Source organism: Clostridium senegalense, from assembly GCF_018916625.1.
In the GTDB taxonomy this organism is placed as follows: Bacteria; Bacillota; Clostridia; order Clostridiales; family Clostridiaceae; genus Clostridium_J; species Clostridium_J senegalense.
Map to the genome: position 1 here is coordinate 1 of NZ_JAHLNC010000002.1, position 24,122 is coordinate 24,122.

General features: G+C 27.6%; 27 protein-coding genes and 1 rRNA gene. 4 read left to right on the forward strand and 24 right to left on the reverse strand.

The window, feature by feature from the left end; genetic code table 11:
• Window positions 1–69: ribosomal RNA gene (locus tag KQI36_RS05175) — 16S ribosomal RNA — on the reverse strand; the annotation flags it as partial.
• Between the two features lie 602 nt (window positions 70–671).
• The gene (locus KQI36_RS05180) at window positions 672–1,673 is read right to left on the reverse strand and encodes a M42 family metallopeptidase (RefSeq protein WP_216449945.1); all 1,002 of its coding nucleotides are present in this window, start codon (window positions 1,671–1,673) and stop codon (window positions 672–674) included.
• A 631-nt stretch (window positions 1,674–2,304) separates the two neighbouring features.
• Between KQI36_RS05180 and KQI36_RS05185 the strand changes: the two genes are divergently transcribed.
• Window positions 2,305–3,054, forward strand: coding sequence for a TSUP family transporter (locus tag KQI36_RS05185; RefSeq protein ID WP_010294039.1), 750 nt, complete (start codon window positions 2,305–2,307; stop codon window positions 3,052–3,054).
• Window positions 3,055–3,190: 136 nt separating this feature from the next.
• On the opposite strand, the gene KQI36_RS05190 is transcribed toward KQI36_RS05185, so the two are convergent.
• Window positions 3,191–3,436 (reverse strand): hypothetical protein, encoded by a 246-nt coding sequence (locus tag KQI36_RS05190; RefSeq protein WP_216449946.1) that lies wholly within the window; start codon window positions 3,434–3,436, stop codon window positions 3,191–3,193.
• 715 nt (window positions 3,437–4,151) lie between these two features.
• On the opposite strand from KQI36_RS05190, the gene KQI36_RS05195 reads away from it, so the two are divergent.
• From KQI36_RS05195 to KQI36_RS05205, 3 genes are all read left to right on the forward strand, one after another.
• Complete coding sequence (locus KQI36_RS05195) at window positions 4,152–4,505, forward strand: hypothetical protein (protein WP_010294041.1); 354 nt, start codon at window positions 4,152–4,154, stop codon at window positions 4,503–4,505.
• A gap of 232 nt (window positions 4,506–4,737) precedes the next feature.
• Window positions 4,738–5,130 carry a hypothetical protein gene (locus KQI36_RS05200; RefSeq protein ID WP_216449947.1) on the forward strand — a complete coding sequence of 131 codons (393 nt, stop codon included), beginning with the start codon at window positions 4,738–4,740 and terminating at the stop codon, window positions 5,128–5,130.
• 614 nt (window positions 5,131–5,744) lie between these two features.
• Window positions 5,745–6,116: a hypothetical protein gene (locus KQI36_RS05205; protein WP_010294046.1), complete on the forward strand. Its 372-nt coding sequence runs from the start codon at window positions 5,745–5,747 to the stop codon at window positions 6,114–6,116.
• Window positions 6,117–6,176: 60 nt separating this feature from the next.
• Here KQI36_RS05205 and KQI36_RS05210 read toward each other — a convergent pair whose 3' ends face one another.
• From KQI36_RS05210 to KQI36_RS05310, 21 genes are all read right to left on the reverse strand, one after another.
• Window positions 6,177–6,641, reverse strand: a complete 465-nt coding sequence (locus KQI36_RS05210; RefSeq protein ID WP_216449948.1) for a cupin domain-containing protein — start codon at window positions 6,639–6,641, stop codon at window positions 6,177–6,179.
• Window positions 6,642–6,654: 13 nt separating this feature from the next.
• Window positions 6,655–7,743, reverse strand: a complete 1,089-nt coding sequence (gene eutH / locus KQI36_RS05215) for an ethanolamine utilization protein EutH (RefSeq protein WP_216449949.1) — start codon at window positions 7,741–7,743, stop codon at window positions 6,655–6,657.
• Window positions 7,744–7,821: 78 nt separating this feature from the next.
• Complete coding sequence (locus KQI36_RS05220; RefSeq protein WP_216449950.1) at window positions 7,822–8,364, reverse strand: ethanolamine utilization microcompartment shell protein; 543 nt, start codon at window positions 8,362–8,364, stop codon at window positions 7,822–7,824.
• A gap of 27 nt (window positions 8,365–8,391) precedes the next feature.
• Window positions 8,392–8,664 (reverse strand): EutN/CcmL family microcompartment protein, encoded by a 273-nt coding sequence (locus KQI36_RS05225; RefSeq protein ID WP_216449951.1) that lies wholly within the window; start codon window positions 8,662–8,664, stop codon window positions 8,392–8,394.
• A gap of 32 nt (window positions 8,665–8,696) precedes the next feature.
• Complete coding sequence (locus tag KQI36_RS05230) at window positions 8,697–9,419, reverse strand: TIGR02536 family ethanolamine utilization protein (RefSeq protein WP_216449952.1); 723 nt, start codon at window positions 9,417–9,419, stop codon at window positions 8,697–8,699.
• A gap of 34 nt (window positions 9,420–9,453) precedes the next feature.
• The gene (gene eutJ, locus KQI36_RS05235; RefSeq protein WP_216449953.1) at window positions 9,454–10,290 is read right to left on the reverse strand and encodes an ethanolamine utilization protein EutJ; all 837 of its coding nucleotides are present in this window, start codon (window positions 10,288–10,290) and stop codon (window positions 9,454–9,456) included.
• Window positions 10,291–10,293: 3 nt separating this feature from the next.
• A complete protein-coding gene (eutD, locus tag KQI36_RS05240; RefSeq protein WP_244991501.1) occupies window positions 10,294–10,929 on the reverse strand; it encodes an ethanolamine utilization phosphate acetyltransferase EutD in 636 nt (211 codons plus the stop codon).
• Between the two features lie 12 nt (window positions 10,930–10,941).
• Window positions 10,942–11,706, reverse strand: coding sequence for a cobalamin adenosyltransferase (locus KQI36_RS05245; protein ID WP_216449954.1), 765 nt, complete (start codon window positions 11,704–11,706; stop codon window positions 10,942–10,944).
• Window positions 11,707–11,913: 207 nt separating this feature from the next.
• Window positions 11,914–12,198 (reverse strand): ethanolamine utilization microcompartment protein EutM, encoded by a 285-nt coding sequence (gene eutM, locus KQI36_RS05250; protein ID WP_010294063.1) that lies wholly within the window; start codon window positions 12,196–12,198, stop codon window positions 11,914–11,916.
• 57 nt (window positions 12,199–12,255) lie between these two features.
• On the reverse strand, window positions 12,256–13,725 hold the full coding sequence (locus tag KQI36_RS05255) for an acetaldehyde dehydrogenase (acetylating) (RefSeq protein ID WP_216449955.1): 1,470 nt from the start codon (window positions 13,723–13,725) through the stop codon (window positions 12,256–12,258).
• A 12-nt stretch (window positions 13,726–13,737) separates the two neighbouring features.
• On the reverse strand, window positions 13,738–14,295 hold the full coding sequence (locus tag KQI36_RS05260; protein WP_216449956.1) for a BMC domain-containing protein: 558 nt from the start codon (window positions 14,293–14,295) through the stop codon (window positions 13,738–13,740).
• Between the two features lie 15 nt (window positions 14,296–14,310).
• Window positions 14,311–14,967: an ethanolamine utilization microcompartment protein EutL gene (gene eutL, locus KQI36_RS05265; RefSeq protein ID WP_216449957.1), complete on the reverse strand. Its 657-nt coding sequence runs from the start codon at window positions 14,965–14,967 to the stop codon at window positions 14,311–14,313.
• Window positions 14,968–14,985: 18 nt separating this feature from the next.
• On the reverse strand, window positions 14,986–15,870 hold the full coding sequence (gene eutC / locus KQI36_RS05270; RefSeq protein ID WP_010294074.1) for an ethanolamine ammonia-lyase subunit EutC: 885 nt from the start codon (window positions 15,868–15,870) through the stop codon (window positions 14,986–14,988).
• A gap of 13 nt (window positions 15,871–15,883) precedes the next feature.
• Window positions 15,884–17,251 carry an ethanolamine ammonia-lyase subunit EutB gene (locus tag KQI36_RS05275; RefSeq protein WP_010294076.1) on the reverse strand — a complete coding sequence of 456 codons (1,368 nt, stop codon included), beginning with the start codon at window positions 17,249–17,251 and terminating at the stop codon, window positions 15,884–15,886.
• Window positions 17,252–17,272: 21 nt separating this feature from the next.
• A complete protein-coding gene (eutA, locus tag KQI36_RS05280) occupies window positions 17,273–18,706 on the reverse strand; it encodes an ethanolamine ammonia-lyase reactivating factor EutA (RefSeq protein ID WP_216449958.1) in 1,434 nt (477 codons plus the stop codon).
• A 217-nt stretch (window positions 18,707–18,923) separates the two neighbouring features.
• Window positions 18,924–20,351, reverse strand: a complete 1,428-nt coding sequence (locus tag KQI36_RS05285; RefSeq protein ID WP_342357373.1) for a histidine kinase N-terminal domain-containing protein — start codon at window positions 20,349–20,351, stop codon at window positions 18,924–18,926.
• Between the two features lie 4 nt (window positions 20,352–20,355).
• Window positions 20,356–20,934 carry an ANTAR domain-containing response regulator gene (locus tag KQI36_RS05290; protein ID WP_010294086.1) on the reverse strand — a complete coding sequence of 193 codons (579 nt, stop codon included), beginning with the start codon at window positions 20,932–20,934 and terminating at the stop codon, window positions 20,356–20,358.
• 58 nt (window positions 20,935–20,992) lie between these two features.
• Window positions 20,993–21,427 (reverse strand): EutP/PduV family microcompartment system protein, encoded by a 435-nt coding sequence (locus KQI36_RS05295; protein ID WP_216449959.1) that lies wholly within the window; start codon window positions 21,425–21,427, stop codon window positions 20,993–20,995.
• An 11-nt stretch (window positions 21,428–21,438) separates the two neighbouring features.
• The gene (gene eutS / locus KQI36_RS05300) at window positions 21,439–21,840 is read right to left on the reverse strand and encodes an ethanolamine utilization microcompartment protein EutS (RefSeq protein ID WP_010294091.1); all 402 of its coding nucleotides are present in this window, start codon (window positions 21,838–21,840) and stop codon (window positions 21,439–21,441) included.
• A 147-nt stretch (window positions 21,841–21,987) separates the two neighbouring features.
• On the reverse strand, window positions 21,988–23,157 hold the full coding sequence (locus tag KQI36_RS05305; protein WP_216449960.1) for a 1-propanol dehydrogenase PduQ: 1,170 nt from the start codon (window positions 23,155–23,157) through the stop codon (window positions 21,988–21,990).
• Between the two features lie 175 nt (window positions 23,158–23,332).
• On the reverse strand, window positions 23,333–24,061 hold the full coding sequence (locus KQI36_RS05310; RefSeq protein WP_216449961.1) for a glycerophosphodiester phosphodiesterase: 729 nt from the start codon (window positions 24,059–24,061) through the stop codon (window positions 23,333–23,335).
• Between the last annotated feature and the right edge of the window lie 61 nt (window positions 24,062–24,122).

Genomic DNA, 24,122 nt, shown 5'->3' on the forward strand with positions numbered 1-24,122 from the left:
TCGCTCGACTTGCATGTGTTAGGCACGCCGCCAGCGTTCGTCCTGAGCCAGGATCAAACTCTCAATTTAAAAGTTTGAACTGCTTCAAGCAATTTGCTGACTATAATAGTCAATTTTTTACATCTTTCAATGTGAGCATCTACAAAATAGATTCTCAAATGAATTAACTGGTTTTACCTATATTTATCTGTTTAATTTTCAAAGACCAATTTTTAACTTATTTGCCGTCGTTTCCCGACTGCTTAATTAGTTTATCATCTTGTTTTTCCCTTGTCAACAACTTTTTTTAAGTTGTTTTTGAAAAACTTTTTCGCTTTAAGATGCTTACCTTTTCGGCGTTGCCCCTCAGCGACAAGATTTATTATATTAAACTTTTTAAGCCACATTTATTATTATTTACCTTGTTTGATTAAATTATTCCTATTTTTCTTTTAAATACTACATTTTTCTTTTAAATTTCATCTATTGACACACACGGTTAAGTTTGTGTTTCTAATCATATTTTTAAGCTTTAATATAATCAATACACATTATTATTCTAATTTTACATTTAATCTTTAACATTAATTCATTCATATATGATATATATTATAAATACATATTTTTATACAAAATTAAAGAAGCTATTACAAAACTAGCCTTTAGTTAGTTTTGTAATAGCTATTTTCATTTTATTCTTTAAAACTGAACTCTAAATTTACATATTCATATAAAAGTTCAATTGAAGCCTCTATATCTTTCATATTTACAAATGCATTTGGTCCATGTACGTATCTAGTTGCTATTGATATTCCTGAAGATTTAACACCATAATTAGATTTATTTATCGCTCCTGCATCTGTTCCTCCACCATCAATTACATCTAATTGATATTTTATATTATTCCTTTGACAACAAGATATCATTTCTTCAACTAAATATTCATCACAAATAACACTACCATCTGATATTTTTATAGCTGTTCCTTCACCTAGTTTATTACTTCCTTCTGATGAATTTGGATAATCACTAGCTATCGTTACATCTATAGCTATTCCTATTTCTGGTTTAATTCTATTTGCAGCTACTGTTGCACCTCTCAATCCTACTTCTTCTTGAACAGAAAATACACAATATACATCATTATATGGATTCTCTATTTTTTTAAGTGCTTCAATCAGAATATAACATCCAGCTCTATCATCTACAGCCTTAGCTGTTACATTATCTCCTTTTAACTCTATATAATCACCTACATAACTAGCTATATCTCCTACTTTTACATATTTTTCTGCTTCTTCCTTAGATGTTGCGCCTATATCTATATATAATTTTTTTATATTATTTTTTATTCCATCTATATCAGCTCCATTAGATATAATACCATACATTCCATTTTTAAATTTAACTCTATTCATTATGCTTTGTATAACAGGAATTCCACCTAATCCTCTAACCTTTATAAATCCTTTATCATCAATTTTTATAACTTGAAATCCTATTTCATCCATATGCGCAGAAGCCATTATTCTTTTTTTATTTTTTCCATGACCCTTTTTAAAAGCTATAAGATTTCCTAAGTCATCAACTAAAATCTCATCAGCTAAGTCTTTAATTTCCTCCTTTATTACACTGCGTATTTCTTTCTCATATCCACTAACTCCAAATGCATCACATAATTTTTTTAACCCCATAATTACACCTCTTTTTCAAAAATTTTCTGATTTTTCAAATAAATTATAACACTTCTTTCTTATTTCAACCATATAAATATTGTAAGTATTTATATCTAAAATCATTCTATATTTATTTTTAGTAATTTTATAAAATTGCTACCTACTGTTTTATTAAAAAACTAATTATAAAATAATTTAAAGAATATAATTATACTTCCACCTTTTATTAAATCCCCTGTATTTTAAATAAATATTTCCTATATTAGAATACATCATTTCTTCAAATTACTAATAAACAAGTTAAATCTATAATCTATACATCTATATTTCTATATTTCTATTCAATTTATTAACATTATAGTTTAAAATATAAATAAAACCTGTAAAATTTTCAACTTGAATTTTATGTGAATAGCTCATATTTTTTTCAATGGAATTGTTTTAACATTTTTAATATTTAAATTATATATGGTTAAAAGTTAATTTTTTTAATTACTTAATATAAAATTTATATATATTTATCTAAAAAGTATTTTAGCTTTAATAATAGTTTTAAATTACTTTCCTATATTATTAATTAAGTTATATTTTTGTTTCTATATAATATATTTTTTGCTTACAATGAATTTACTCTAGGAGGTTATTTATCATGTTAAAATTAGTTTTTTTAGCCTTAGCTGGTTTCTTTGCAGCATTTATAGATGCTATAGCCGGTGGAGGTGGTCTTATAAGTATGCCCGCCTACTTAATGGCAGGAGTATCCCCACATCTTAGTTTAGGTACTAATAAATTTTCATCAACCATGGGAGCTTTTACAAGTTCCTATAACTTTGCCAAATCCGGTCTTGTCAACTTTAAACTTATTAAAATTTTAGCACCATTTACTCTTGTAGGTTCTATTTTAGGTGTAAAAACTGTACTACTTTTAGATGAAAGCTTTTTAAATGTGCTAGTTTTAGTACTTATCTTAGCTATTGGATTATATACAATTTTCTCTAAAAATATTGGTGCAGATGATAACTTTCAAGGATTAAATAGTAAGAACTTATCTTTAGGAATTATATTTGCTTTTTGTCTTGGATTTTATGATGGATTTTTTGGACCAGGCACTGGATCATTTTTAGTTTTTGGACTAATAAAAATATTTAAATTTGATTTTTTACATAGTACTGCAAATACTAAGTGTTTAAATTTTATAAGTAATATTGCAGCTTTAATTACATTTGCTTTAAATAATTCTATAAACTATAAACTAGGATTCGTTGTAGCAATATTTATGGTTTTCGGTGCAAAATTAGGTACTAAAGTTGCAATAAATAAAGGTTCTAAAATAATCAAACCTATATTTATAACTATGTCCTTAGCTGTTGCCATAAAAATGCTCATTACTTTAATGTAATATAAATAAAGTATTTAAGAATGTTTCAATGTCATAGCTCTTAGAGTCCATGCATTTTTTTAAAAACTTTCTTAAATACTTTTAATTAACTTAATTTTTATATAAAATTTTAAAATCAATCCTTAATTTTTATTTTTTATAACACTTTTCTTATATCTTCTATTAGGACTTCTTTAACAAATTTATTATTCATATCATCTACTAATATTAATAAAACTTCATTTTGTTTAACTTTTAAAACTTTTCCTTTTTTCTTTGTCCCTATGATATTTACAGACGTTCCCTGAGTTATAGGTTTTAAATATGTTCCATTACAATATAAGCATACATCACTATTTGTTCCTACTCTTTTACAATCTACACAATAATAAATTTTACTCACAATTTTTCCCCCTTTATTGAAAATAAAATATATATTTTTAAAATATAACTATTATAATTTTTTAAGTTGAAAATATTTTAAAGTTATTTAGCAAATTTAATTTTCATCTTATATTTTATAATATTCTATAATTTATATTGATATCTTATTTTTATGTTAGATTTTATTAAAGTAGTACTCTTATTTTAAATTTTATTAATGAACCATTTTTACTAAATTTCTAAGTTTAAAATAGTCTTTTGTTAAGAGTTATAGAAACTTTATAATATATAATCTAATTCAACATAGTCTGAATCTTTTCCTTTTATTATAGGATTTTATATTGAAAATTTTAGTAATATTATATTTAAATCTATTTAAAGACTAAACTTACATATTTTAAAATGTATTTTTAAATTTTTTAAGTTTAAAATATATTAATACTCTAATAAAATAAACTTCCTTTTAAATTAGATTTATTTACTAAATTTAGAATTTGGCAAAATGTAATGTTAAATTTCATGTGTTTTTATTTTTTTTACTTTTCAAATATCCAATGTCTATAACATCGAGAATTGATAGTTCTTAAAATCAACTTAGTTTTCCTCTTTTAAAATTGAAGAACATTTGAAGATTTTAACTTATTTAACTAATGCACTTCACAAATGTGAACATAATACTTATAATTAATTTAAAGTCAAGTAAACTATATAGAAATGAAGTGAGGATAAAATTTATGACACTGGGTATACTTTATTTAGTATTAATTTTTATATTTTTCTATTATGGGAAAAAAAATTATTTACAAAAAGCTAAAAGAATAAATAAGAATTTAGAAGAATTCAATTTGGATATTTTAAAAACTTATAATTCTTTAAATCTTAATAATCAAAGCAAACTTTTGAATGGATTAACAGATATAGAAAGCTACTATTTTAATTCTATCATGGATAATTCTTTCCCTTATAGTCAAAATATAAATAAAGTTCAAACATATATGTTTCATTTAGAGGAAATAATGAAAAAACTCAAAATTCTTAAAAGAAAACAAATAAAAGAAGATTCTCTTAATGATAAATTATCTTACTAAAACTATACATAAAAATTCAAAATAAATTTTAATGAAATTTTTATATTATATTAAGAAATACTACATTGTTAGTGTAAGTTTTAAATTATTTACATTAAATATGTGACTGAATACTTAAAAATAACTTAATAATATTATTCAATTATTATCTAAGTCTTGTTTCACTTTATTTAACTGTAAATCTAATTTTAAAATTTATATTATATTTTAATATATTAAAGGAGTGAATATTATGGTAAGAAAATCTAAAAATAATAAAAGCGCAGTTAAAATTGCATTAGCTATAACTGGCGTAGCAGCAACCTCAATATTTTTATATGAAAAATTTGTTCAAAATCGTGATAATAAAATAAGGCAATGTTTTGATCGCTATGAAGAAAATTTTGATGATGATTATTTAGAAGACTGTGATTGTGGAGATAGCATCAATGAAAATTATGCAACAATAACTGTAGAAAAAGATAATGAAGGCTGCTCAGGTTGTGAATGTACTGAGAATTCTTGTGAAGATTCAAATATAGACGATTCTTATAATAATGTTGAAAACTTAAATAGTGAGAATGAGGTAAACACTTCTTCTGAAGAAAATACTAACAATAAAGACAACGATACTGATTCTATTTAATTTTAAGTTTTTCTATCTACTATTTATATATTTCAATTTAGAAATTATATATTTAAAATTATATAGATAAAAAAGGGGGAATTCCCCCTTTTTTATCTTTTTAAATACAGTATTTTCCATATATAATACTTATGTACATTTTAGTATATGGAAATAAACTCCTACTTAAGTTTATTCGATATATTAAAATTTTTTCATACAGCATATAGTGTTGAATTTCAAATTTTCTTTCACCTTTCTTATTATTTTCAGCATTCAAATTTAATAATCAGTAACTTTAAAATCAACTTGGATTCCTATATATTATTTTAAATATTAGTTATTTGGGAATTAAATTTATTAAAAATTTATATATTATTCAATTTTTTTTAATTATATATGTATATAATTGTAATTAATAACTACAATTCGCATATTATTTTTTTATTTGTTTTTCCATTGCTTTTATATTTTAAACATTGTATAATAGTAATAATAACCATCAATATTTATTACTTGAAAGTAAAATTTATTTTACTTTTTTATTTATACTTAAATATAAATTTACAATATTATATTTAAAATATTCAAAATCTTTTAAATATACTGATTATTTAGAGAGGGTGTGATCTTTTATGATGATTAAACTAACAGTAAGAAACATTATGAACCTTGGCCTATGGGGCAGACTTTGTGAGTATAAGGGTTGGGATAAGCAGATAGTTCAGAATGGTCTTATTTCTCCTGATACAGAGGTTGAATTCGATGATGAATTTTTAAAAAAAGATGTAGTCCCAATAGAGGATTTAAAGATATTCCTATTTAATATCAGTAGTGAGCAAGCAATTTATTGTGGTACTCTTTTAGCAAAAAACTTAGAAGATGCTAAAATTAGATTAGGTACTATTCATAATATAAATAAAGTAACAACCATACAAGAAATAACTAAAGAGCAACTTTATAATATGAAAAATAAACATTTAGTATTATCGCGAATTCCACTTTAATAATTAATTATATAAAATAAAATACCCTACATATTACTTGTAGGGTATTTTGCTTTATTTCTATTGTTGTTCTGCCCAATTCGCTGGATAAGTTACATAAACAAATCTTGCATGGTTAGGTACTGTAAAATGTATAGATGAGTTTGCAGGTATAAATATTATATCACCTTTATTTCCTACAACCTTTTTACCATTTATATCTATTTCTAAAGTTCCATCAATTATATAATCTACTTCATCATATTTTAATGTCCAAGCGAAACTAGTTTCATCCATTTCCATAACTCCACAACCAAGTCTTGGACTTTCTTCTAATGTAACTACATCTTTTAAATAAACTTTATCCCCAGCTTTTCCTGTATCAAACTTTTCAGGTTTAACTGTTTCTGTTTTTATAGATATAACTCCACTTTCATCAACAACTTTTTCAAAATCACATTTTGAACATTCAGTTGTTTGACCTAACTTTTCGTTTATTATTTTTCTTACTATCTCTTCTATAAGTGTTTCATTTAAATTTTCCATTTAAATCTCTCCTTTAAGCTTCTTTCGCTACAATATTTTTAGTCATCATAACAGCTACTATTACTGCTGTTACACCACCTACTAATTTACCAACTATCATTGGAGCTATAAGATCTGGGTTTACTCCAGCTGCAAATCCTAAATGGTCTCCAAATACAAAGGCTGCACTTACTGCGAAAGCTACATTGATTATTTTTCCTCTTTCATCCATGTCTTTCATCATTCCAAACATTGGAATACTGTTTGCAAGTGATGCTATCATGCCTGCTGCTGCTACATCATTCATCTTAAGTAATGATCCAATTTTCATAAGCGGTTTTTTGAATACTTTTGTTATAAAATGAACTAGTGGATATGCTCCTGCTAGTATTACAACTATATCTCCAACTACTGATATCCCTTCTTCAATTGGTGCCATTCCTGGTATTAAAACAAGACCTGTTGTTTTTTCAAGTATTGCTGCTACTAATCCTACAGTTATTACTACTGTTATAAACATTCCAAAATATGTGAATCCTTTTATCATTCCATTTGGTATAAGTTTTAATCCTATAGCTATAAGTGCTGCAACTATTATTATAGGTGTTAAGTTTTTAAGAACTAACAATGGAGAAATTCCTGCTAAAACTCCACCTATAAAAGTCCCTATTGGAACAGTTATAATACCTGCTAAAACTCCTTTAGCTAAATACTGTTGGTCTTCTTTTTTTATAATTCCTAATGCTACTGGTATAGTAAACACTATTGTAGGTCCCATCATTGAACCTAGAATCAAACCTGCAAAAGGTCCAATTTGTTGAATTTCAGCTAATTGTGTTGCTAATTGATATCCCCCCATATCGCAAGCAAGTAAAGTTGTTGCAAACATTGAAGGGTCTGCTCCTAATGCTTTATAAACTGGAACTACTATAGGTTTTAAAAGTGTTGCCAACACTGGTGCTAAACAAATAGCTCCTACCATTGCTAAAGCAAGAGAACCCATAGCCATAATACCTTCTTCAAATTGTTCTCCATATCCAAATTTATTTCCTAAAAGTTTATCAACTGCCCCTATAACTAAGAAAACCATCATAATATATACTATAATTTCGTTAATACTCATATATTACACCTCACTCATTTTTTAATAGATAACTTATAAAATACAAAATACAGCTCACTCTATTAATAACTATATAATTTAAAGATTTTTTAAAAGAAGTTCACTAGGAGAAGGTATTACTGTTTGATGTATAATTCTTTTAGAATCTATAATCTTCATACTAGCTTTAATACCTTCTTCAACACTTGACACAGATCCTGTAAATATGAAATAAGCTTTTCCTGCAATTCCATTACCTAATACTAATTTAACAAGTTGTACAGAAGATGCCTTAAGACCTGCATCCAATGCTACCAACATAGATGTTACAGTAGAACATTCCATTATACCTATTGCATCATATTGCAATGCTAAAGGTCTTTTCTTTAATCCCTTTAATAATTCTTCATGTGCAGATGATATAATATTAGTTTCTACAATTTTTTTATCATCATCTTTATTAACTTTCTCTAATGCTTCTCTAACCTCTTCTACATCACCTGAAATTATCGTTAAAAATTTTCCTGGACATATATGTCTAAGTATTTCAACTTCAACAAAAGAAGATTTTAAAAGTATGTCACTAACTTCAAACCCTTTTGAAATACTATTAAATTCCAATATTCCTAAAGCTTTTTTCATATCTTTTCTCCATGTCTAAGTATTATTTTATTCATTAAATATTTCTAAAGAATCTACTATTCCTACTATAGTTGCATCAATTGGCGCTTTATTGTTATCAAATACATATCTTGCTGAACTTCCTTTTGAAATAAGTACTTGATCTCCAATTCCAGCACCTACTGAATCAACTGCAATAACCACATCTTTAGTTAACTCACCATTAAAATCTATGGTTCTTACTACTAAAAATTTAAGTCCACTAAGATTTTCATCTTTTCTTGTAGCCCATAAATTTCCCGTTACTTTTCCAATAATCATATATCTTTACCTACCTTCTCCTACGAACTTTCTTAACTTTCTACTTTAATTACAAGATTATTTATTCTTGCAAAATCTTTTGCTAATGGAGTAATTATAGATTTCTTAGCAACTATAATTTCATTTACTCCTTCTTTTTTTAAATTTCTAATATCAATTTCTGAAATTAATTTTTTATTTAATACTCTTTCATTTCCTATGCAGCATTTTTCATTAACTATACTTTCCATATTATTTCCTATGTTCTCTTCTTTTTTAACTACTTCTTTTATAGCTTTTTCAACCTTATTAGTATTACTTATAATAGATTTTAAAGATGTAAAAATAACTCCAAATAGTTCTAATTTATTTTTATATTCTTCAAAAACATTTATTAATACTTTAGGTGCCACATCTTTGTATTCTTCAAATTCTACACCTTTTTCTAAAGCATATAATTTTTCACCTTTTAAAATTAAATCTACAATTAATTTTTCCTTTTGAGAACTTCCATATCCTTGAGAGATATTTCTAAGTTCATTATTTGAAATATTTTGTATTAATATACACTTATATTCATTTATATCTTTCATAGTATCTATAGAATCTGCTATTATATTATTTTCTTCTAATCTCTTTTTTACTATTGGGCACATATTTTCATTATGCTCTAAAATTAAAATTTTATTTTTTATTGAATTATTCTCTTCAATAATAGCTTTCATTCTACGAATTACTTCTTTAGTTATCAATTCAACTAACTTTTCATTATTCATCTTTTAGGCTCCCTTTCTTTGATAATTTAGAAACTTAATTTCCTTTTTTATCAACACAATTAATTGCTATGCCTAAAGGAGTAACTAAGAATGGATTTAATGGTTTTATTGTTGTTATTTTTGTCTCTTTTTCAATTATTTTTTCAAAATTTTTCAGACAACAAGTTCCACCAACTAAGTATATGTTTTCTACATTAAATCCTTCTATATGATTTTTTATAATAGATGCTATTTTTTGGATTACTGGAGTTACAATATGAAAAATTTCCTCTTGATTTCTAACATTTTTCTTTTTTTCCTCTGCATCTTCAAAAGGAATCTTATATGCACCTGCTACCACTAGAGACAGTTGTGTTCCGCCTGTAGCTTCATCAGCAGTATATATAACTTTTCCATTTTCAAATATTGAAAGCCCAGTAGTTCCACCACCTACATCTACAACTACACCATTTTCAATATTAAGTACAGCATTTGCAGCAGTTGGTTCATCATCTACTGACACAACTTCCATACCTGCACCCTCAACTACATAGATATGAGTTTTTATGTCTCTTTCTCCAGTTCCAGGTGGAACAGCTATTGCTGCTTTAGTAAGTTCTATTTTTAATTTATTTTCTATTTTAGATTTAAGCTCTCTTACTATATTAGTGGCGCCAATAAAATCTACAACTAAACCATCCCTAACAACTTGAGCAAACTTCATTTCACAAGCTATAGGATTTTTATCCTTATCTAGAACTACTATTACTATATAAGCTGTTCCTAAGTCTACTCCTACATAAAGCTCTTCATCATTTGAAATTTTCTTAGGATTATTTATTGAATTTTCAACAGCTTGTATAAGCTCATCAACTCTATTTAGATTTTTCATAACCTACCTCTTTACTATTTCACAATAAGTGTCTTTAGTATATCCACAGGCATTAGCTTCATCATAATCTAAATGAAGAACTGTATTAAATTTATCACTTACTCTAACTGCTACATCATCAAAAATTAAACTTCTTTCTCCATTTATTTTAACCATAACATTCTCTTTATCTTTTACACCATATTTACTAGCATCTTCTGGAGTTATATGAATATGTCTCTTAGCTACTATAACTCCTTCCTCTAACCTAGCAACAGCATTTTTAGTTGCTAATGTTATTGGTGCACTACCTTTAATATCTCCGGACATTCTAACTGGTGCATTAACACCTATAGAAACAGCATCACCTTTTGAAAGTTCAACTTGAGTATGTTCTCTTGCTGGTCCTAATACAGATACATTTTGCATTACACCTTTAGGTCCTATGATAGTAACTTTTTCTTCACAAAGATATTGTCCTGGTTGTGATAAATCTCTTTTTTTAGTAAGTTTATATCCTTTACCAAAAAGTGTTTCCACCATATCTTTTGAAAGATGAATATGTCTGCCTGATGCCTCAACTAATATACCTTTTTTCCCATATAATCTTTTTACAACTTCTTCAACAATATAGTTGACTTCTACATTAGATATTGCCAATTTTTTCACCTCTTATTTATACTTACCTGAAACGTATTTGCACATCATTACATAAAAACAGCTACTCAATCTATTCATTGCTAGTGCTATATCATTTCTTGAAAGTTCTCCATCTTCTGTTTTAAAAGCATTAAAGGCCACTATCTCTACTTCTCTACTTTCAGTTCTTAAACTATTAAGTTCAATAACTACATCACCCATTTCATAATTTGCAAATATTATATGCTCTGTATTTAAATATTTCTTAGGGTTATGAGAATATGCTCTTAATTCTGTTTCATTTAATCCTAATAGTGAAACTTCTGGTAACATTTTTTCTGTTACCTCACACTCTAATATTTTCCTTACATATGCTAAAACTTCTTCTAAATCTTTTATAACTTTTTTTTCATTTAAATTCTTGCATATTATTTGTGCCTTTAATATTTTACTCTGAAGTGAATCTAATCTTCCTCTTAATACTATTCTTTTATGATTTTTCAATACTAGTTTATTTCCATATAATTGAGTCATATGTTCTGGTTTATTTTCAAAAAAACCACCACTTAACCCTTCATATCTAGGAAGAAATTTATTTTCAACTATTTCTTCATTTTTAATTAGTTGATTAGTATTATTATTCAAATTCACATCATCTTTATAAATTAATTTTATACTCTTATCTTGTAAATATTGTTTAGCTGATGGAGTAACTATAACGCCTCTTTCAACTACATATTCACTAATATTCTGATTTTTTAATTTGCTTCTTAAAGCGCTTTCTGTTAAAACACTCATAATTTCACATCCTCTAACAAGATGTTTTAGGCTAATTTAATAACCTAAAATATAAAAATAATCTAAATCCTATAGATTAACTTATTTTACCTAAACTATGCCCATGACCTGTAATAATTATTGAATTATAAGTTCATGGGCATGTTAGATAAATTATATATATCTTTTATTTAAAGTAAATGTCACAATTTTTTAGGGAATTTTTAATTATAGTTCACTTTTTGGAAGTATAACTTCAACTTCACTATGTGGTCTTGGAATTACGTGAACAGATATTAATTCTCCAACTCTTTCAGCAGCAGCAGCTCCAGCATCTGTAGCAGCTTTAACAGCTCCAACATCTCCTCTTACCATTACAGTAACTAATCCGCCACCAACTTGCTCTTTTCCTATTAAAGTTACATTTGCAGCTTTAACCATTGCGTCTGCTGCCTCTATTGCTCCTACTAATCCTTTAGTTTCTATCATTCCTAATGCATTCATGTTTGCCATTTTAAGTTCCTCCTTAAATTTACCTTATTATTTTAAATTTTTTATAATTTATTTTAATTAAGAAAGTGCTGATAATTGTTCAACAACTTTTTTAATTATTAATTCTAATTGTTCTTGAGACATACCACTATTTGAAGTGTTATTTAAATTCTCTTTTGGTCTAAGTTCTTCAATTTCTCTTACACCACATGCAACTCTTCTTATATTCATCAGATTTAAAGGTCCTATATTGTCTGAAGTTGAACTTCCTCCAATAGCACCGCAACCTAATGTAAGTGCTGGAACTAAATTAGTTGAAGCTCCTATTCCACCTAATGCACCTGGAGTATTAACTAATAATCTTGATACTGGTATTCTTAATCCAAATGTTCTTATAACTTCATCATCATCAGAATGAACAATTAAAGTATGACCTTTACCTTCATTCATTAATATATCAGTACAAAGATTTATTGCATGTTCCATATCTTCTACTGTATAGAATGCTAAGATTGGTGTAAGTTTTTCTCTTGAATATGGATTATCTTTTCCAACAGTACATTGCTCTGATATTAAAACTTTACTTCCAGCTTTAACATTTAACTTAGCCATTTCTGCTAATTTTTCTACACTCTTTCCAACAATTTGAGGATTCATTGTACCATTTGATCTTAATATAAATTTACCTAATTTATCAGATTCCTCTTCATTTAAGAAATAAGCACCTTGTCTTACAAGCTCTTCTTTTACTTTTTCTTTCATAGATTTTTCAACTACTATTGATTGTTCAGAAGCACAAATTACTCCATTATCAAAAGTTTGACTATCTATTATTCTTTTTACTGCCAATTTTATATCAGCAGTTTTATCAATAAATGCAGCTCCATTTCCTGGTCCTACGCCTATTGCTGGAGTTCCTGAGCTATATGCAGCTTTTACCATAGCTTCTCCACCTGTTGCTAGTATTAATGCAGTATCCTTATGTTTCATTAACTCGCTAGTACCTTGAAGAGATGGGATTGTTATACATCCTATAAGACCTTCAGGTGCTCCAGCTTTAATAGCTGCTTCATTTAATATTCTTGCAGTTTCAATGATACATTTTTTAGCATTTGGATGTGGAGACACAACTATTGCATTTCCTGCTTTTAATGAAATTAAAGTTTTATATATTGTTGTTGATGTTGGATTTGTTGATGGAATTAATCCTGCAACCACCCCTACTGGAACACCTACTTCAAAATATTTTTTTTCTTTATTTTCATTTATTATTCCAATTGTTTTTAAATCTTTTATATTTTCATAAACAACTCTGCTTGCAAAAGTGTTTTTTACTATTTTATCTTCCCATTTACCAAAACCAGTTTCTTCAAATGCCATTTTTGCTAATTTTACAGCTTCTTTTTCTGCTGCTTCTGCAACAGCTTTAACTATTGTATCAACCTTTTCTTGAGAAAATGTTTTGTAAACTTCTTGAGCTTTTTTAGCATTTTTTATAAGCTTTCTTGTTTCTTGTAATGATAATAAATCTTTATCTAAAAGCTCCATTCATTTCGCCTCCTACTGCTCATTAAGTATAGCTTCTATTAATTGATCTTTCTTGCTAAACTTAATTTGTTTCTTAGTTAGAGAAAGTTTATGTTCTTCTTTTAATTTTCTTGCCAATGTTCTAAGTTCTTGAACTTTTAACGCTTCAAGTTCTTCTTTACTCATCTTCATTAATTGCTCAATTCCTATTGGCTGATTTTTCTCATCATTTTCTTTCTCTTCATACTTTGTTTCTTTTTCATCTTTATCTATGTCATTACTTTTTGGTTCTTCTTTTGATTCTTCTTTTGATTCTTCTTTTTTATTGAATATATTTAAAACTTCATTATCTGCCCTTGCTATAACATGAGCATTTCTTAAAGTTCCTACTCTTTCAATTGCTGTACATGCACTTTCTATAGCAGCTTTCACAGAGGCAACATCTCCTGTAATTATAACAGTAACTATTCCTCCAGTAACAAATTCACAGCTAACAAGTTCAACATTTGCAGACTTTAAAGCTGTATCTAGCCCTTCTACTGCACCAACAAAACCATAAGTTTCTAAAAAACCCAATGTGGATTTATTCATTTTATCCACCTATTATTAGTACTCTTTTGGATTATCAGCTACAAATTTTACTGCTGTTGCAAAAGCTTCACATGCTGCTTTACACGCTGATTGACTTCCTGTTAATAATCCTCCACCAAAATTTGTTTCAGATGGCGGTCCAAAGAATGCTTTTAAGTCAACTGCTGCTGCCTTCATAGCTGCATCTAATGCATACATTGCTTCTATTGGTGGTGCTATTAAATATGCTAATGCTTCCCCTTCTTTTATTCCTGCTACTTGAGAAAGATATGAACCTGTTCTAGATACACATTGTGCATAATACGCTATAGAATCATCTTCATTAGCACTATAGAATGTAGCAACTCCACCTTCTATAAAATCAACTGCTGCATTTAGTCCGCTTCTAACTTCTGCTGGACTTGGTCCTGCAACTATTCCTATAATTTCACCAGCTAATTTACTATTCGCATTTGCAGCTCCACCATAAAATGATTTTGCATAAACTACTTCTACTTCTGCTGCTTTAGTTGCTTCATCTAATGCAGTATAAGTCACATCATCAGAATCCGCTGTTAATATTCCTATACTTCTATGTTCAGGTTTTAAATTTAATTCCTTAGCCATATCAGGATTAACGTTTGGTATTATCTTAACGCTTAAAACTGATGCACGAAGTTGATCATTTTTCATAATGTTATTCCTCCTGAATTATAATTTTAAATCTAATCCACTTGCTTTCTTCTCTAGCATTAATTTGATTATATCTGCTATATAAGCTCCAGCCTCAACTGAAGGAGTACCGCCTTTATGAATGTTTGATACAACTGTTCTTCTTGATTCTGGCATTCCTACTGTTGCCTTATAAGCTATATAAGCACTCATACTTTCAGCAGTTACAAGTCCTGGTCTTTCTCCAACTAAAAGACAAGTTACATCTGCTCCAAATTCTTCTGATATAACGTCCATAGTTCCAACTCTTCCTAATCTTACAAAGAATGGATCTCCAACTGATATTCCATAACCTTGTAGTCCTTGAATTAAAGCTGGTAAAATATCTTTTATATTTGCTTCTATTGCTTTTGAACTTAATCCATCTGCAACAAAAATTTGAACTTGAGGATTTCTCTTAAGTGAACTTAATTTTGATAATTCCTCTTTAGATATTTTTCTTCCAAGGTCTGGTCTAGTTATAAATTCATCTTTAGATTCACACATAGTTTGAACTATTGGCAAATTCATTTCTTTTAATAACTCTTCATTTACATCTGTAAATACAGCATCTTGTGCTGCTGCATGGTCAGCTCTAAATCTTAACACTGTTTCTGTTTTATATCTTGTTCCTGCTTTACCAATACCGATTCTTGCAGGAGTGTGTTTTTTCATTTTTAAATACGCTTCTGCATCAGCTGGATTATCTACTAATAGAGTTTCTCTTATATCAACTTCTGTAATATCTGGAATCATTCCATTCTCATCAATTGATATATTCTCCTCATTTTTTTGTGTTGCTACGTTAGCGCTTCCACCTTGCTTAGATGTCATTTCAACTAATACTTGTTCTACTAATTTCTTTAAATCATTTTCTGAAAACATAGTACTTACCCTCCTACTTTCTAAGTAATACTGAAGCATCGCCTGCTTTTGCTGTTAATTTTCCGTTTTCCATAAAGCCCCATTTTTCTAGCCAGCCTTCAAATTCAGCTATAGGTCTTTTGTTTAATAATTCTCTTAATGTTGCTGTCTCATGATATCCTGTAGTTTGATAGTTAAGCATTATGTCATCTCCATGAGGTATTCCCATAAAGTAAGTACAATCTGCTGCTGCTAATAGAACAGCTAAATTTTCTACATCATTTTGATCTGCTTTCATATGGTTTGTATAACAAACATCACAACCCATTGGTATTCCTGTTAATTTACCCATGAAGTGATCTTCAAGACCAGCTCTTATAACTTCTTTACTATCATATAAATACTCTGGTCCTATAAATCCAACAACTGTATTAACTAAGAATGGTTCAAACTTTTTAGCAAATCCATAACATCTAGCTTCCATAGTTACTTGGTCTGCACCATGATGAGCATCTGCTGATAATTCTGATCCCTGTCCTGTTTCAAAATACATAACGTTTGGACCAGCTGCTGTTCCTTCTTTTAATGCAAGTTGTCTTGCTTCTTCTATTAAAGATCCTGAAAGTCCAAATGCTTCATTTCCTTTTTCAGATCCTGCTATACTTTGGAATATTAAATCTGTTGGAGCACCTTGTTTTATAGCTTCCATTTGTGTTGTTACGTGTGCTAATACACAGTTTTGAGTTGGTATTTCATATTTTTGTTTTATATCTTCAAACTTTTTAAGTACTTTTACTACACTTCCAACAGTATCATCAACTGGATTTAATCCTATAACAGCATCACCAATACCAAATGTTAATCCTTCTAGTAAAGAAGCAACTATTCCATCAACATCATCTGTTGGGTGGTTTGGCTGAAGTCTAGCTGATAATCTGCCAGTTTCTCCTATTGTAGTGTTACAATGAGCTGTTACTTTTATTTTCTTAGCTCCACATATTAAGTCTAAGTTTGACATAAGCTTAGTAACTGCTGCGATAACCTCACTTGTTAATCCTCTAGATATTCTCTTTAAATCAGCTCCTGTTGTAGTTGATTGTAATATCCATTCTCTTAATTCTGAAATTGTCCAGTTTTTAATTTCTCCATATATTTTTTCATTTACTGCATCTTGGATTATTCTTGTAACTTCATCCATTTCATATGGCACAACTGGATTATTTCTTATATCTGCTACTGTTAAATTGCTTAACACAACTTTTGCAGCAACTCTCTCTTGAGCAGTTGATGCAGCTACGCCAGCTAGCTTATCACCTGATTTTTCCTCATTAGCTTTTGCTAAAACTTCTTTAACATCTTTAAATTGATACACTTTTCCAAATAACTTAGTTTTAAGTATCACTATCATTCACCTCTCTAAAAATTATGAATTAAATACTAATGTTTTTATTACTACTGGTACAACTTTCCCATTTACTAATGGCTTTCCAATATCTATGTAATCACCATTTTCAACTTTGATGCTATCTATACAAACTACATTGTTCTTTCTATTGAGTTTTGCATAAATAGTTTGTCCTAGGACCTTTGCTATATCATTTTCAACAATTACAAATAATGGATAATTATTTTTTATAAATTCATTCATCCCATTTATAATTGACGTAGCTAAGTTTTGTATATCTATAAAGGAAGGATTTTTCATTCCTTTTAAAGCAACTGCAACTAATTGATTTTCGTTTTCTACATTAAACCAATTTATTTTTTCTCTTATTGCATTTTCTATTTTTTCAAATCCATTTTCTTCATCTTCTTGTGATAATTTTAATATTGGTAAATTTTTTATTGGAAATAAATCATCTGTATAAGTAATTGTGCTACCACTTATATCTGTAGTATGAGATCCTGCTCCTACCACTGTAGCTCTTATTGTTTCTATAGCTGGTTTTAGCTTTAACTTTGACAATAAATTAGATTTTTTTATTTCCTCTCCCAAAATTACTCCCATATCACCGAATTTAAAGTAATCATTATAATCATCTTTATATATATAATCAGCTACTCCTCCAGAAAAAGTTACATATTCTATCTTGTAGCCATCTTTTATTCCTTTGTTTGTTTGAAGTAAGTTATACATTTCACTTCTTTCTTTTATACATACAGATTCTTCTAAGATTTCTGCCATTTTTTTAGCTATCTTTCTTATCTTATCTATATCTGCTATATCTCCAATATTTATATCTACACCTATTGAAGATGCTAGCTTCTTTATTTTAGGATAAATGTAATATATTTTTTTAGTTTCAACATCTATTTTTATCAGTCTTCCACCTATATCCATACATCCTGTATCTATAAGTTCACCATTTTTAAATAGTGCTAAGTTAGATGTTCCTCCACCTATGTCAACATTAACTACATAAGCATTTTCTTCATCTGATATTTTATCAGCACCAGCACCTCTGCCTGCTATAATAGATTCTAAATCTGGTCCTGCTGTTGCTACAACGAAATCGCCTGCAAATCCACTTAATGTTTGAAGTACATCATTAGCATTTTCTTTTCTTGCAGTTTCTCCTGTTATAATTACAGCACCAGTCTTAACATCTGCTATATTTACATTTGCTTTTTCATATTCACTTCTTATTATTTCTTTTACTTTTTCTTTATCTATTTTATTTTGAGTGATCAAAGGTGTGAAATAAATAGCACTTCTGTATATAATCTCTTTATCAACTATATTTACTCTTGGTACAGTAAAATTGCTTGCCACATTTTCAATAGTAATGTTGCTAAATACCAATTGAGTTGTAGAAGTCCCTATATCTATACCTACACTTAAAATTGTTTCTTTCATATCATTTAACCGTTATAAAGCTTTAATTTTCTGTAACTTTAAGTGCTTAATACGGATTGCCTCCTTTCCAACTTTAGTTCACTTCTTAAAATTTAAATTTATATATTTTGAAATAAAAAAGCCCAGAATAATTATCAGTATAAAAATTATACTTAATAACTCTCTGGGCTCCATTGCCTTAACTAATATTTACATCCTTGTAAATATGATTTTCTATTTAATTTTTAAAATCAAATAAAAGATTTGTTCCATTTTGATTTGATTGTATATTTAAATTTCCTTTTAGTTTATCTGAGACTAAACTATTAATTATCATAAGTCCTAAGCTACTATTAGATATTGAGTTAACATCAAATCCAATACCATCATCTTTTACTGAAACTGTAGAATAAGAATTACCTTTTTCTATTTTTACAACAATTTTTCCACTATTTTTCCCTACAAAAGCATGTTTTATACAATTTTGTATAGCTTCATTTACAACTAATGCAACTGCTGTAGATTTATCTGAACTAATAATAAGGTCATCACCTTCTATTTCTATTGATAAATCTAAATCATCTCGTTTATCTAATGTAACCATAAATCTTTTTATCTTATTTATTACATCTTTTATATTAACTTCATCAATACCTTGCTTTGCTAATATTTCATGAGTTATTGCTATACTAAGTATTCTATTTATACTCTCATTTATAGCTATTGTAAATTCTTCACTATGTATTCTTCTTGACTGAAGTCTTAATAAACTAGCTATTGTTTGAAGATTATTTTTAACTCTATGATGTATTTCTTTTATAACAACTGATTTCAAAATCAGTTCTCTTTCTTTTTCTTTTACATCTGTAATATCTTTTATAAGCATTGCAAGTTTTAATACTTTACTACCTTGAGATATATATTTTATTTGAAAAGACATATCCCCTATATCTATTTCTTCTACTTCTATAGATTTTTTTTCTATTATTTGTGATAAAGTTGACTTTGATAATGATAAATTTGAGAAATCCATTCCTATTAATTCTTGATTATATCCAAGTTTTTTATAGAGCTCATCTGCTACTGGATTTTTAAACCTTAATATACCATCCTCATCAAATATCAATATAGCATCATTTACATGATAAGCAATATCTCCATTTCCATACTTTATCTTTTTACCTTCAATTTGTGAAATTAATTCTTCATTAGTTTCTGCTAATATTTCAAGCTTCTTATTTTCCTTGACATCTTCTGTAACATCTTTTTCTGATATTATCACTGCTATAACTTCATTTTTTTCATTTTTTATTGGTTCAACATTTTGTTTAACAATTATATTTTCTTGTGTTATAGCTTTAATATCCCTAGATGGAATCCCTGTTTGTAATGTTCTTATTACTGCTGGTTCATTTTTTCTTATTGCAAGTTTTCCTACAACACTTTCTTTGTAAAGTGATTGTGAGTTTCGTGGCTTAGCACTTACAACAACTATTGCTGAATCATTTTTAGTTTTGCTTAAACAATCTATAAAAACATCTGCTTTTGAAGAGTCTGCTATGAATTGTAGTGTTTTAGATATACTTTGTATAGCTTCTATATCTTTATCGCTTAAATAAGTATATTTTAAACATAATTCTCTTATATTGTTCATATTACTTTTCACTGCTTTAAACTTCCTCTTCGCTCATTATTATTATTTTTGATATTTCATCCATTGTCACTCTTTTTTTCATACTAAGATTTCTTATGTACTTGTATGATTCATCTTCTGTAATGTTTCTTTGCTTCATAAGTATTCCTTTAGCCTTTTCTATAACTTTTCTTGATTCTAGCTTATTTTCTAAAGTTTTAACAGTATTCTGCATATTTTTAAATTCAGTTGCCTTTGATAAGCAAACTTCAATAGTTGCTATTAAAGATTTATTATCTAAAGGTTTAACCAAATATCCCATAGCACCTACTTCTTTAGCCTTTTGTATAAAACTTTTATTACTATAAGCACTTAATAATACTACTGCATTGGCTAATTGTTCTTTCAAAATAATTTTAGTAGCATTTAAGCCATCTAACAATGGCATTTTTATGTCCATTATTATAAGTTCAGGAGAATGTTTTCTGGCTAATTCTATAACATCAAAGCCATCTGAAGCTTCAGCTACAACATCGTAACCTTCTTCTTCTAACATTTCTCTTATATCCATTCTTGTAATAGGTTCATCATCGGCTATTACAATTCGTTTTGTCATATGTTCCACCTCTTTTGGATTTAACAATAATATATATTATTATTTTACCATAAAAACCTTAAAATATTTCTAAATATTTTTTTAATTCCTCTATTCCATTATTGTTTACTACACTAATATTAAATATTCTATCAGCACCTGCAATTTTTAAAAACTCATGGCTTCTTAATATTTTATCTTCATTATCACATAAATCAGTTTTAGTGCAAATTCCAATAACAGGTTTATTGAACATATTTCCAAACCCTGGTGGAAAATTAATATTTTCATTTGTACAATCATGAAGCAGTCCTATAACATCTGATTCTGCTGATGTTACTATTAAAGCATTATAATACATTCTATTTTCTATATATTCCCCTGGAGTGTCTATTATAAAATCATTAAACTCAATAGATTGTGTTTTTTTATATTCTATAAGTTGATTTTTTAAACTTTGAGTTAATGTTGTTTTCCCAGCTCCAATGGAACCTATAAGCATTATTTTTTTCACTAATATCTCTCCTATGATTTAGTAATTTTAGTTGTTGTAAAACTTAATATATTTTCAAGTGTATCACAAACTTCTTTTAATGCCGCCTCAACACTTGAAACATCTCCAGTAATAACTAAAGAACCACTAAATCTATCTAAAAATCCTACTTCTACTCCAGCACCTTTTGTTGCTACATCTGCAGCAATTATAGCTGCTTCACTTGGAGTAATTGTTAAAATTCCTATAGCTTCGCAATTTTCATCACTTAGACCTAATTTTTTATATATTGATTTATTAGGATGTGCTATTAAGTGAGCTAATGTTACCTGTTTACCTGGTACATATTCCTGTATAACTCTTTGTTTTTCTTCCAACCATCTCACTCCATTTCCTAAAAAAATATAAAAAGCTCCTAAAAAAATTACAAACATTGTATTTTTTAGGAGCTCCATTGCTCTTAATAAAAATTGTACGCCATTGCACAATTAAAATTTATTTAATTTATGTTATTATTATATAATTCTAAAAACTAATTGTCAATTATTTTTCGAAAATATTCTTTAATTGGAAAACTAAAATTATTTTCCCTCATAAACTACTTTAAATACGTCTTTAAGTTCGTTTGGATTAGGATATCTTGGATTAGTTTTAGTACATCCATCATTTATTGCTATATTAACAATATCCTCTAAATTACTTTCAAAATCTTTTCTTTCAACTTTGGCTTCTTTTAATGATGATTGTATATTTAAGTTTCTTCTTAATGTACATATAGCTCTTATTAAAGATTTAACTCCCTCTCTAACATTATTACTACTTGTTAAATTTAAGAATTTAGCTATTTCAGCATATCTTTTAGCTGTATCACTATACTCATTTCTATTGAATTCTTTTAAATTTGCGTTATATTCTATAACATAAGGAAGCAATATAGCGTTTGCTTTTCCATGAGGAATATGGAATCTTCCTCCTATTATATGAGCCATACTATGATTTATTCCTAATGATGCATTAGTAAATGCCATACCAGCTATACATGATGCATTGTGCATTTTTTCTCTTGCTTCTAAATCATTTCCATCTTTATATGCTCTTTCTAAATACCCAAAAACTAATTTAATAGCTTTTTCAGCTAAAGCATCACTATAATCTGAACTTTCTGTAGATACATATGCTTCTATAGCATGAGTCAATACATCCATTCCTGTATCTGCTGTTATAAAATTCGGAGCAGTTTTTACTAAATTAGCATCTAATATAGCCATGTCCGGCACCATAGCCTCATCAACCAATGGATATTTAACGTTAAATTTTTTATCTGTTATAACAGAAAATGATGTTACTTCAGAACCTGTTCCACTAGTAGTTGGTATTGCTATAAATAATACTTTTTTGTCTGTTTTCTCTAAGTCTAATCCTTTATTTATCATATTTCTAAAATAACTAATTGCTTTTGCTGCATCAATTGCAGATCCTCCACCTAATGTTATTATAGCTTCTGGATCAAACTCATCCATTGCTTTAATTCCTTTAGATACTATTTCAAGCGGTGGATCTGGAACTATATCAGAAAAAACTTTATAATTTATTTTTGCTGCATCTAAATGATCTGTTACTTGATTTATTGCTCCTGATTTAACCATAAAAGGATCTGTTACTATAAATGCTTTTTTACAATTAATTTCACGAAGTTTTTCTAATTTTCCAACTCCGAAATATACATTTGGTCCAACTTTAAAGTTACCCATATTTTCACTTCCTAACAATTTATTTTAAAAAAACAAAAGCTCCCTAAGAAAATTCTTAAGGAGCATCATTACTCTTTTAAGTTTGCACATCATTGTACAAACATTTTATTTATTTTTTATATTTTATATTTTATAATCATATTTATTTTATGTCAATACACACTATCAAGTTATATTAAAATTTATTTTTATCCATTACCTCTTTTAGTTTGTCTGGACAATTAGTTATTATCCCTTCAATTTTATATTTTATAAATCTTTCCATGTCTTTTTCATCATTAATAGTATATAAATTTACACCCATTTTTTTATTATGACATTTTAATATTTCCTTTTTGTCTGCAAATATATAATTAGGATGTATATATTCAAATTTATCTATTTTATATTTTTCCAAATCACTAACTATATATTCACAAAGAGCAGCAATTTTTATTTTAGGATAGATTTTTTTTAATTCAACCATTGAATTGTGATTAAAACTTGAGATAATTATATTGTTTTCAACTTTTGCATTTAATATTTCAAATAATATCTCTTTTTCTATTCCTTTATATGGAATTATGGAGTTTTTTATTTCTAAATTTATTTTAATATTTTTATCTTTGACATAACTTAAAAATTCTTTTAATGTAGGTATTTTTATATTTTTATATTTTTTATCCCTAAATTTACCAGCATCTAATTTTTTAAGTTCTTTATAAGTATAATCACATACCAGTCCTATACCATCGGTAGTTCTATTTACATATTCATCATGTATAAGAACTAATTCTCCATCCTTTGTCCTTTGTATGTCCGTTTCTATTCCAGTACACCCCATTTCTAAAGCTTTTTCAAATGCAAGCATAGTGTTCTCTGGATATATAAAACTTGCTCCTCTATGGGCATAATTTATAATCACTTTAAATCACCTCTAAGTTAATAATTACTTTAATATAATTATAATAAAAGTTTATAAAATT

Excerpts from the sequence above, each read along its gene's own strand:
- KQI36_RS05180 (WP_216449945.1), bottom strand. The coding sequence starts at position 1,673 with ATGGGGTTAAAAAAATTATGTGATGCATTTGGAGTTAGTGGATATGAG.
- KQI36_RS05195 (WP_010294041.1), top strand. The coding sequence starts at position 4,152 with ATGACACTGGGTATACTTTATTTAGTATTAATTTTTATATTTTTCTAT.
- eutL (WP_216449957.1), bottom strand. The coding sequence starts at position 14,967 with ATGAAAAATGATCAACTTCGTGCATCAGTTTTAAGCGTTAAGATAATA.
- KQI36_RS05205 (WP_010294046.1), top strand. The coding sequence starts at position 5,745 with ATGATGATTAAACTAACAGTAAGAAACATTATGAACCTTGGCCTATGG.
- eutM (WP_010294063.1), bottom strand. The coding sequence starts at position 12,198 with ATGGCAAACATGAATGCATTAGGAATGATAGAAACTAAAGGATTAGTA.
- eutS (WP_010294091.1), bottom strand. The coding sequence starts at position 21,840 with ATGTTTGTAATTTTTTTAGGAGCTTTTTATATTTTTTTAGGAAATGGA.
- KQI36_RS05230 (WP_216449952.1), bottom strand. The coding sequence starts at position 9,419 with ATGAATAATGAAAAGTTAGTTGAATTGATAACTAAAGAAGTAATTCGT.
- eutH (WP_216449949.1), bottom strand. The coding sequence starts at position 7,743 with ATGAGTATTAACGAAATTATAGTATATATTATGATGGTTTTCTTAGTT.
- eutC (WP_010294074.1), bottom strand. The coding sequence starts at position 15,870 with ATGTTTTCAGAAAATGATTTAAAGAAATTAGTAGAACAAGTATTAGTT.
- KQI36_RS05185 (WP_010294039.1), top strand. The coding sequence starts at position 2,305 with ATGTTAAAATTAGTTTTTTTAGCCTTAGCTGGTTTCTTTGCAGCATTT.
- KQI36_RS05200 (WP_216449947.1), top strand. The coding sequence starts at position 4,738 with ATGGTAAGAAAATCTAAAAATAATAAAAGCGCAGTTAAAATTGCATTA.
- KQI36_RS05225 (WP_216449951.1), bottom strand. The coding sequence starts at position 8,664 with ATGATTATTGGAAAAGTAACGGGAAATTTATGGGCTACAAGAAAAGAT.
- KQI36_RS05260 (WP_216449956.1), bottom strand. The coding sequence starts at position 14,295 with ATGAATAAATCCACATTGGGTTTTTTAGAAACTTATGGTTTTGTTGGT.
- KQI36_RS05305 (WP_216449960.1), bottom strand. The coding sequence starts at position 23,157 with ATGGGTAACTTTAAAGTTGGACCAAATGTATATTTCGGAGTTGGAAAA.
- KQI36_RS05220 (WP_216449950.1), bottom strand. The coding sequence starts at position 8,364 with ATGAAAAAAGCTTTAGGAATATTGGAATTTAATAGTATTTCAAAAGGG.
- KQI36_RS05290 (WP_010294086.1), bottom strand. The coding sequence starts at position 20,934 with ATGACAAAACGAATTGTAATAGCCGATGATGAACCTATTACAAGAATG.
- eutJ (WP_216449953.1), bottom strand. The coding sequence starts at position 10,290 with ATGAAAAATCTAAATAGAGTTGATGAGCTTATACAAGCTGTTGAAAAT.
- KQI36_RS05210 (WP_216449948.1), bottom strand. The coding sequence starts at position 6,641 with ATGGAAAATTTAAATGAAACACTTATAGAAGAGATAGTAAGAAAAATA.
- eutA (WP_216449958.1), bottom strand. The coding sequence starts at position 18,706 with ATGAAAGAAACAATTTTAAGTGTAGGTATAGATATAGGGACTTCTACA.
- KQI36_RS05245 (WP_216449954.1), bottom strand. The coding sequence starts at position 11,706 with ATGAGTGTTTTAACAGAAAGCGCTTTAAGAAGCAAATTAAAAAATCAG.
- KQI36_RS05255 (WP_216449955.1), bottom strand. The coding sequence starts at position 13,725 with ATGGAGCTTTTAGATAAAGATTTATTATCATTACAAGAAACAAGAAAG.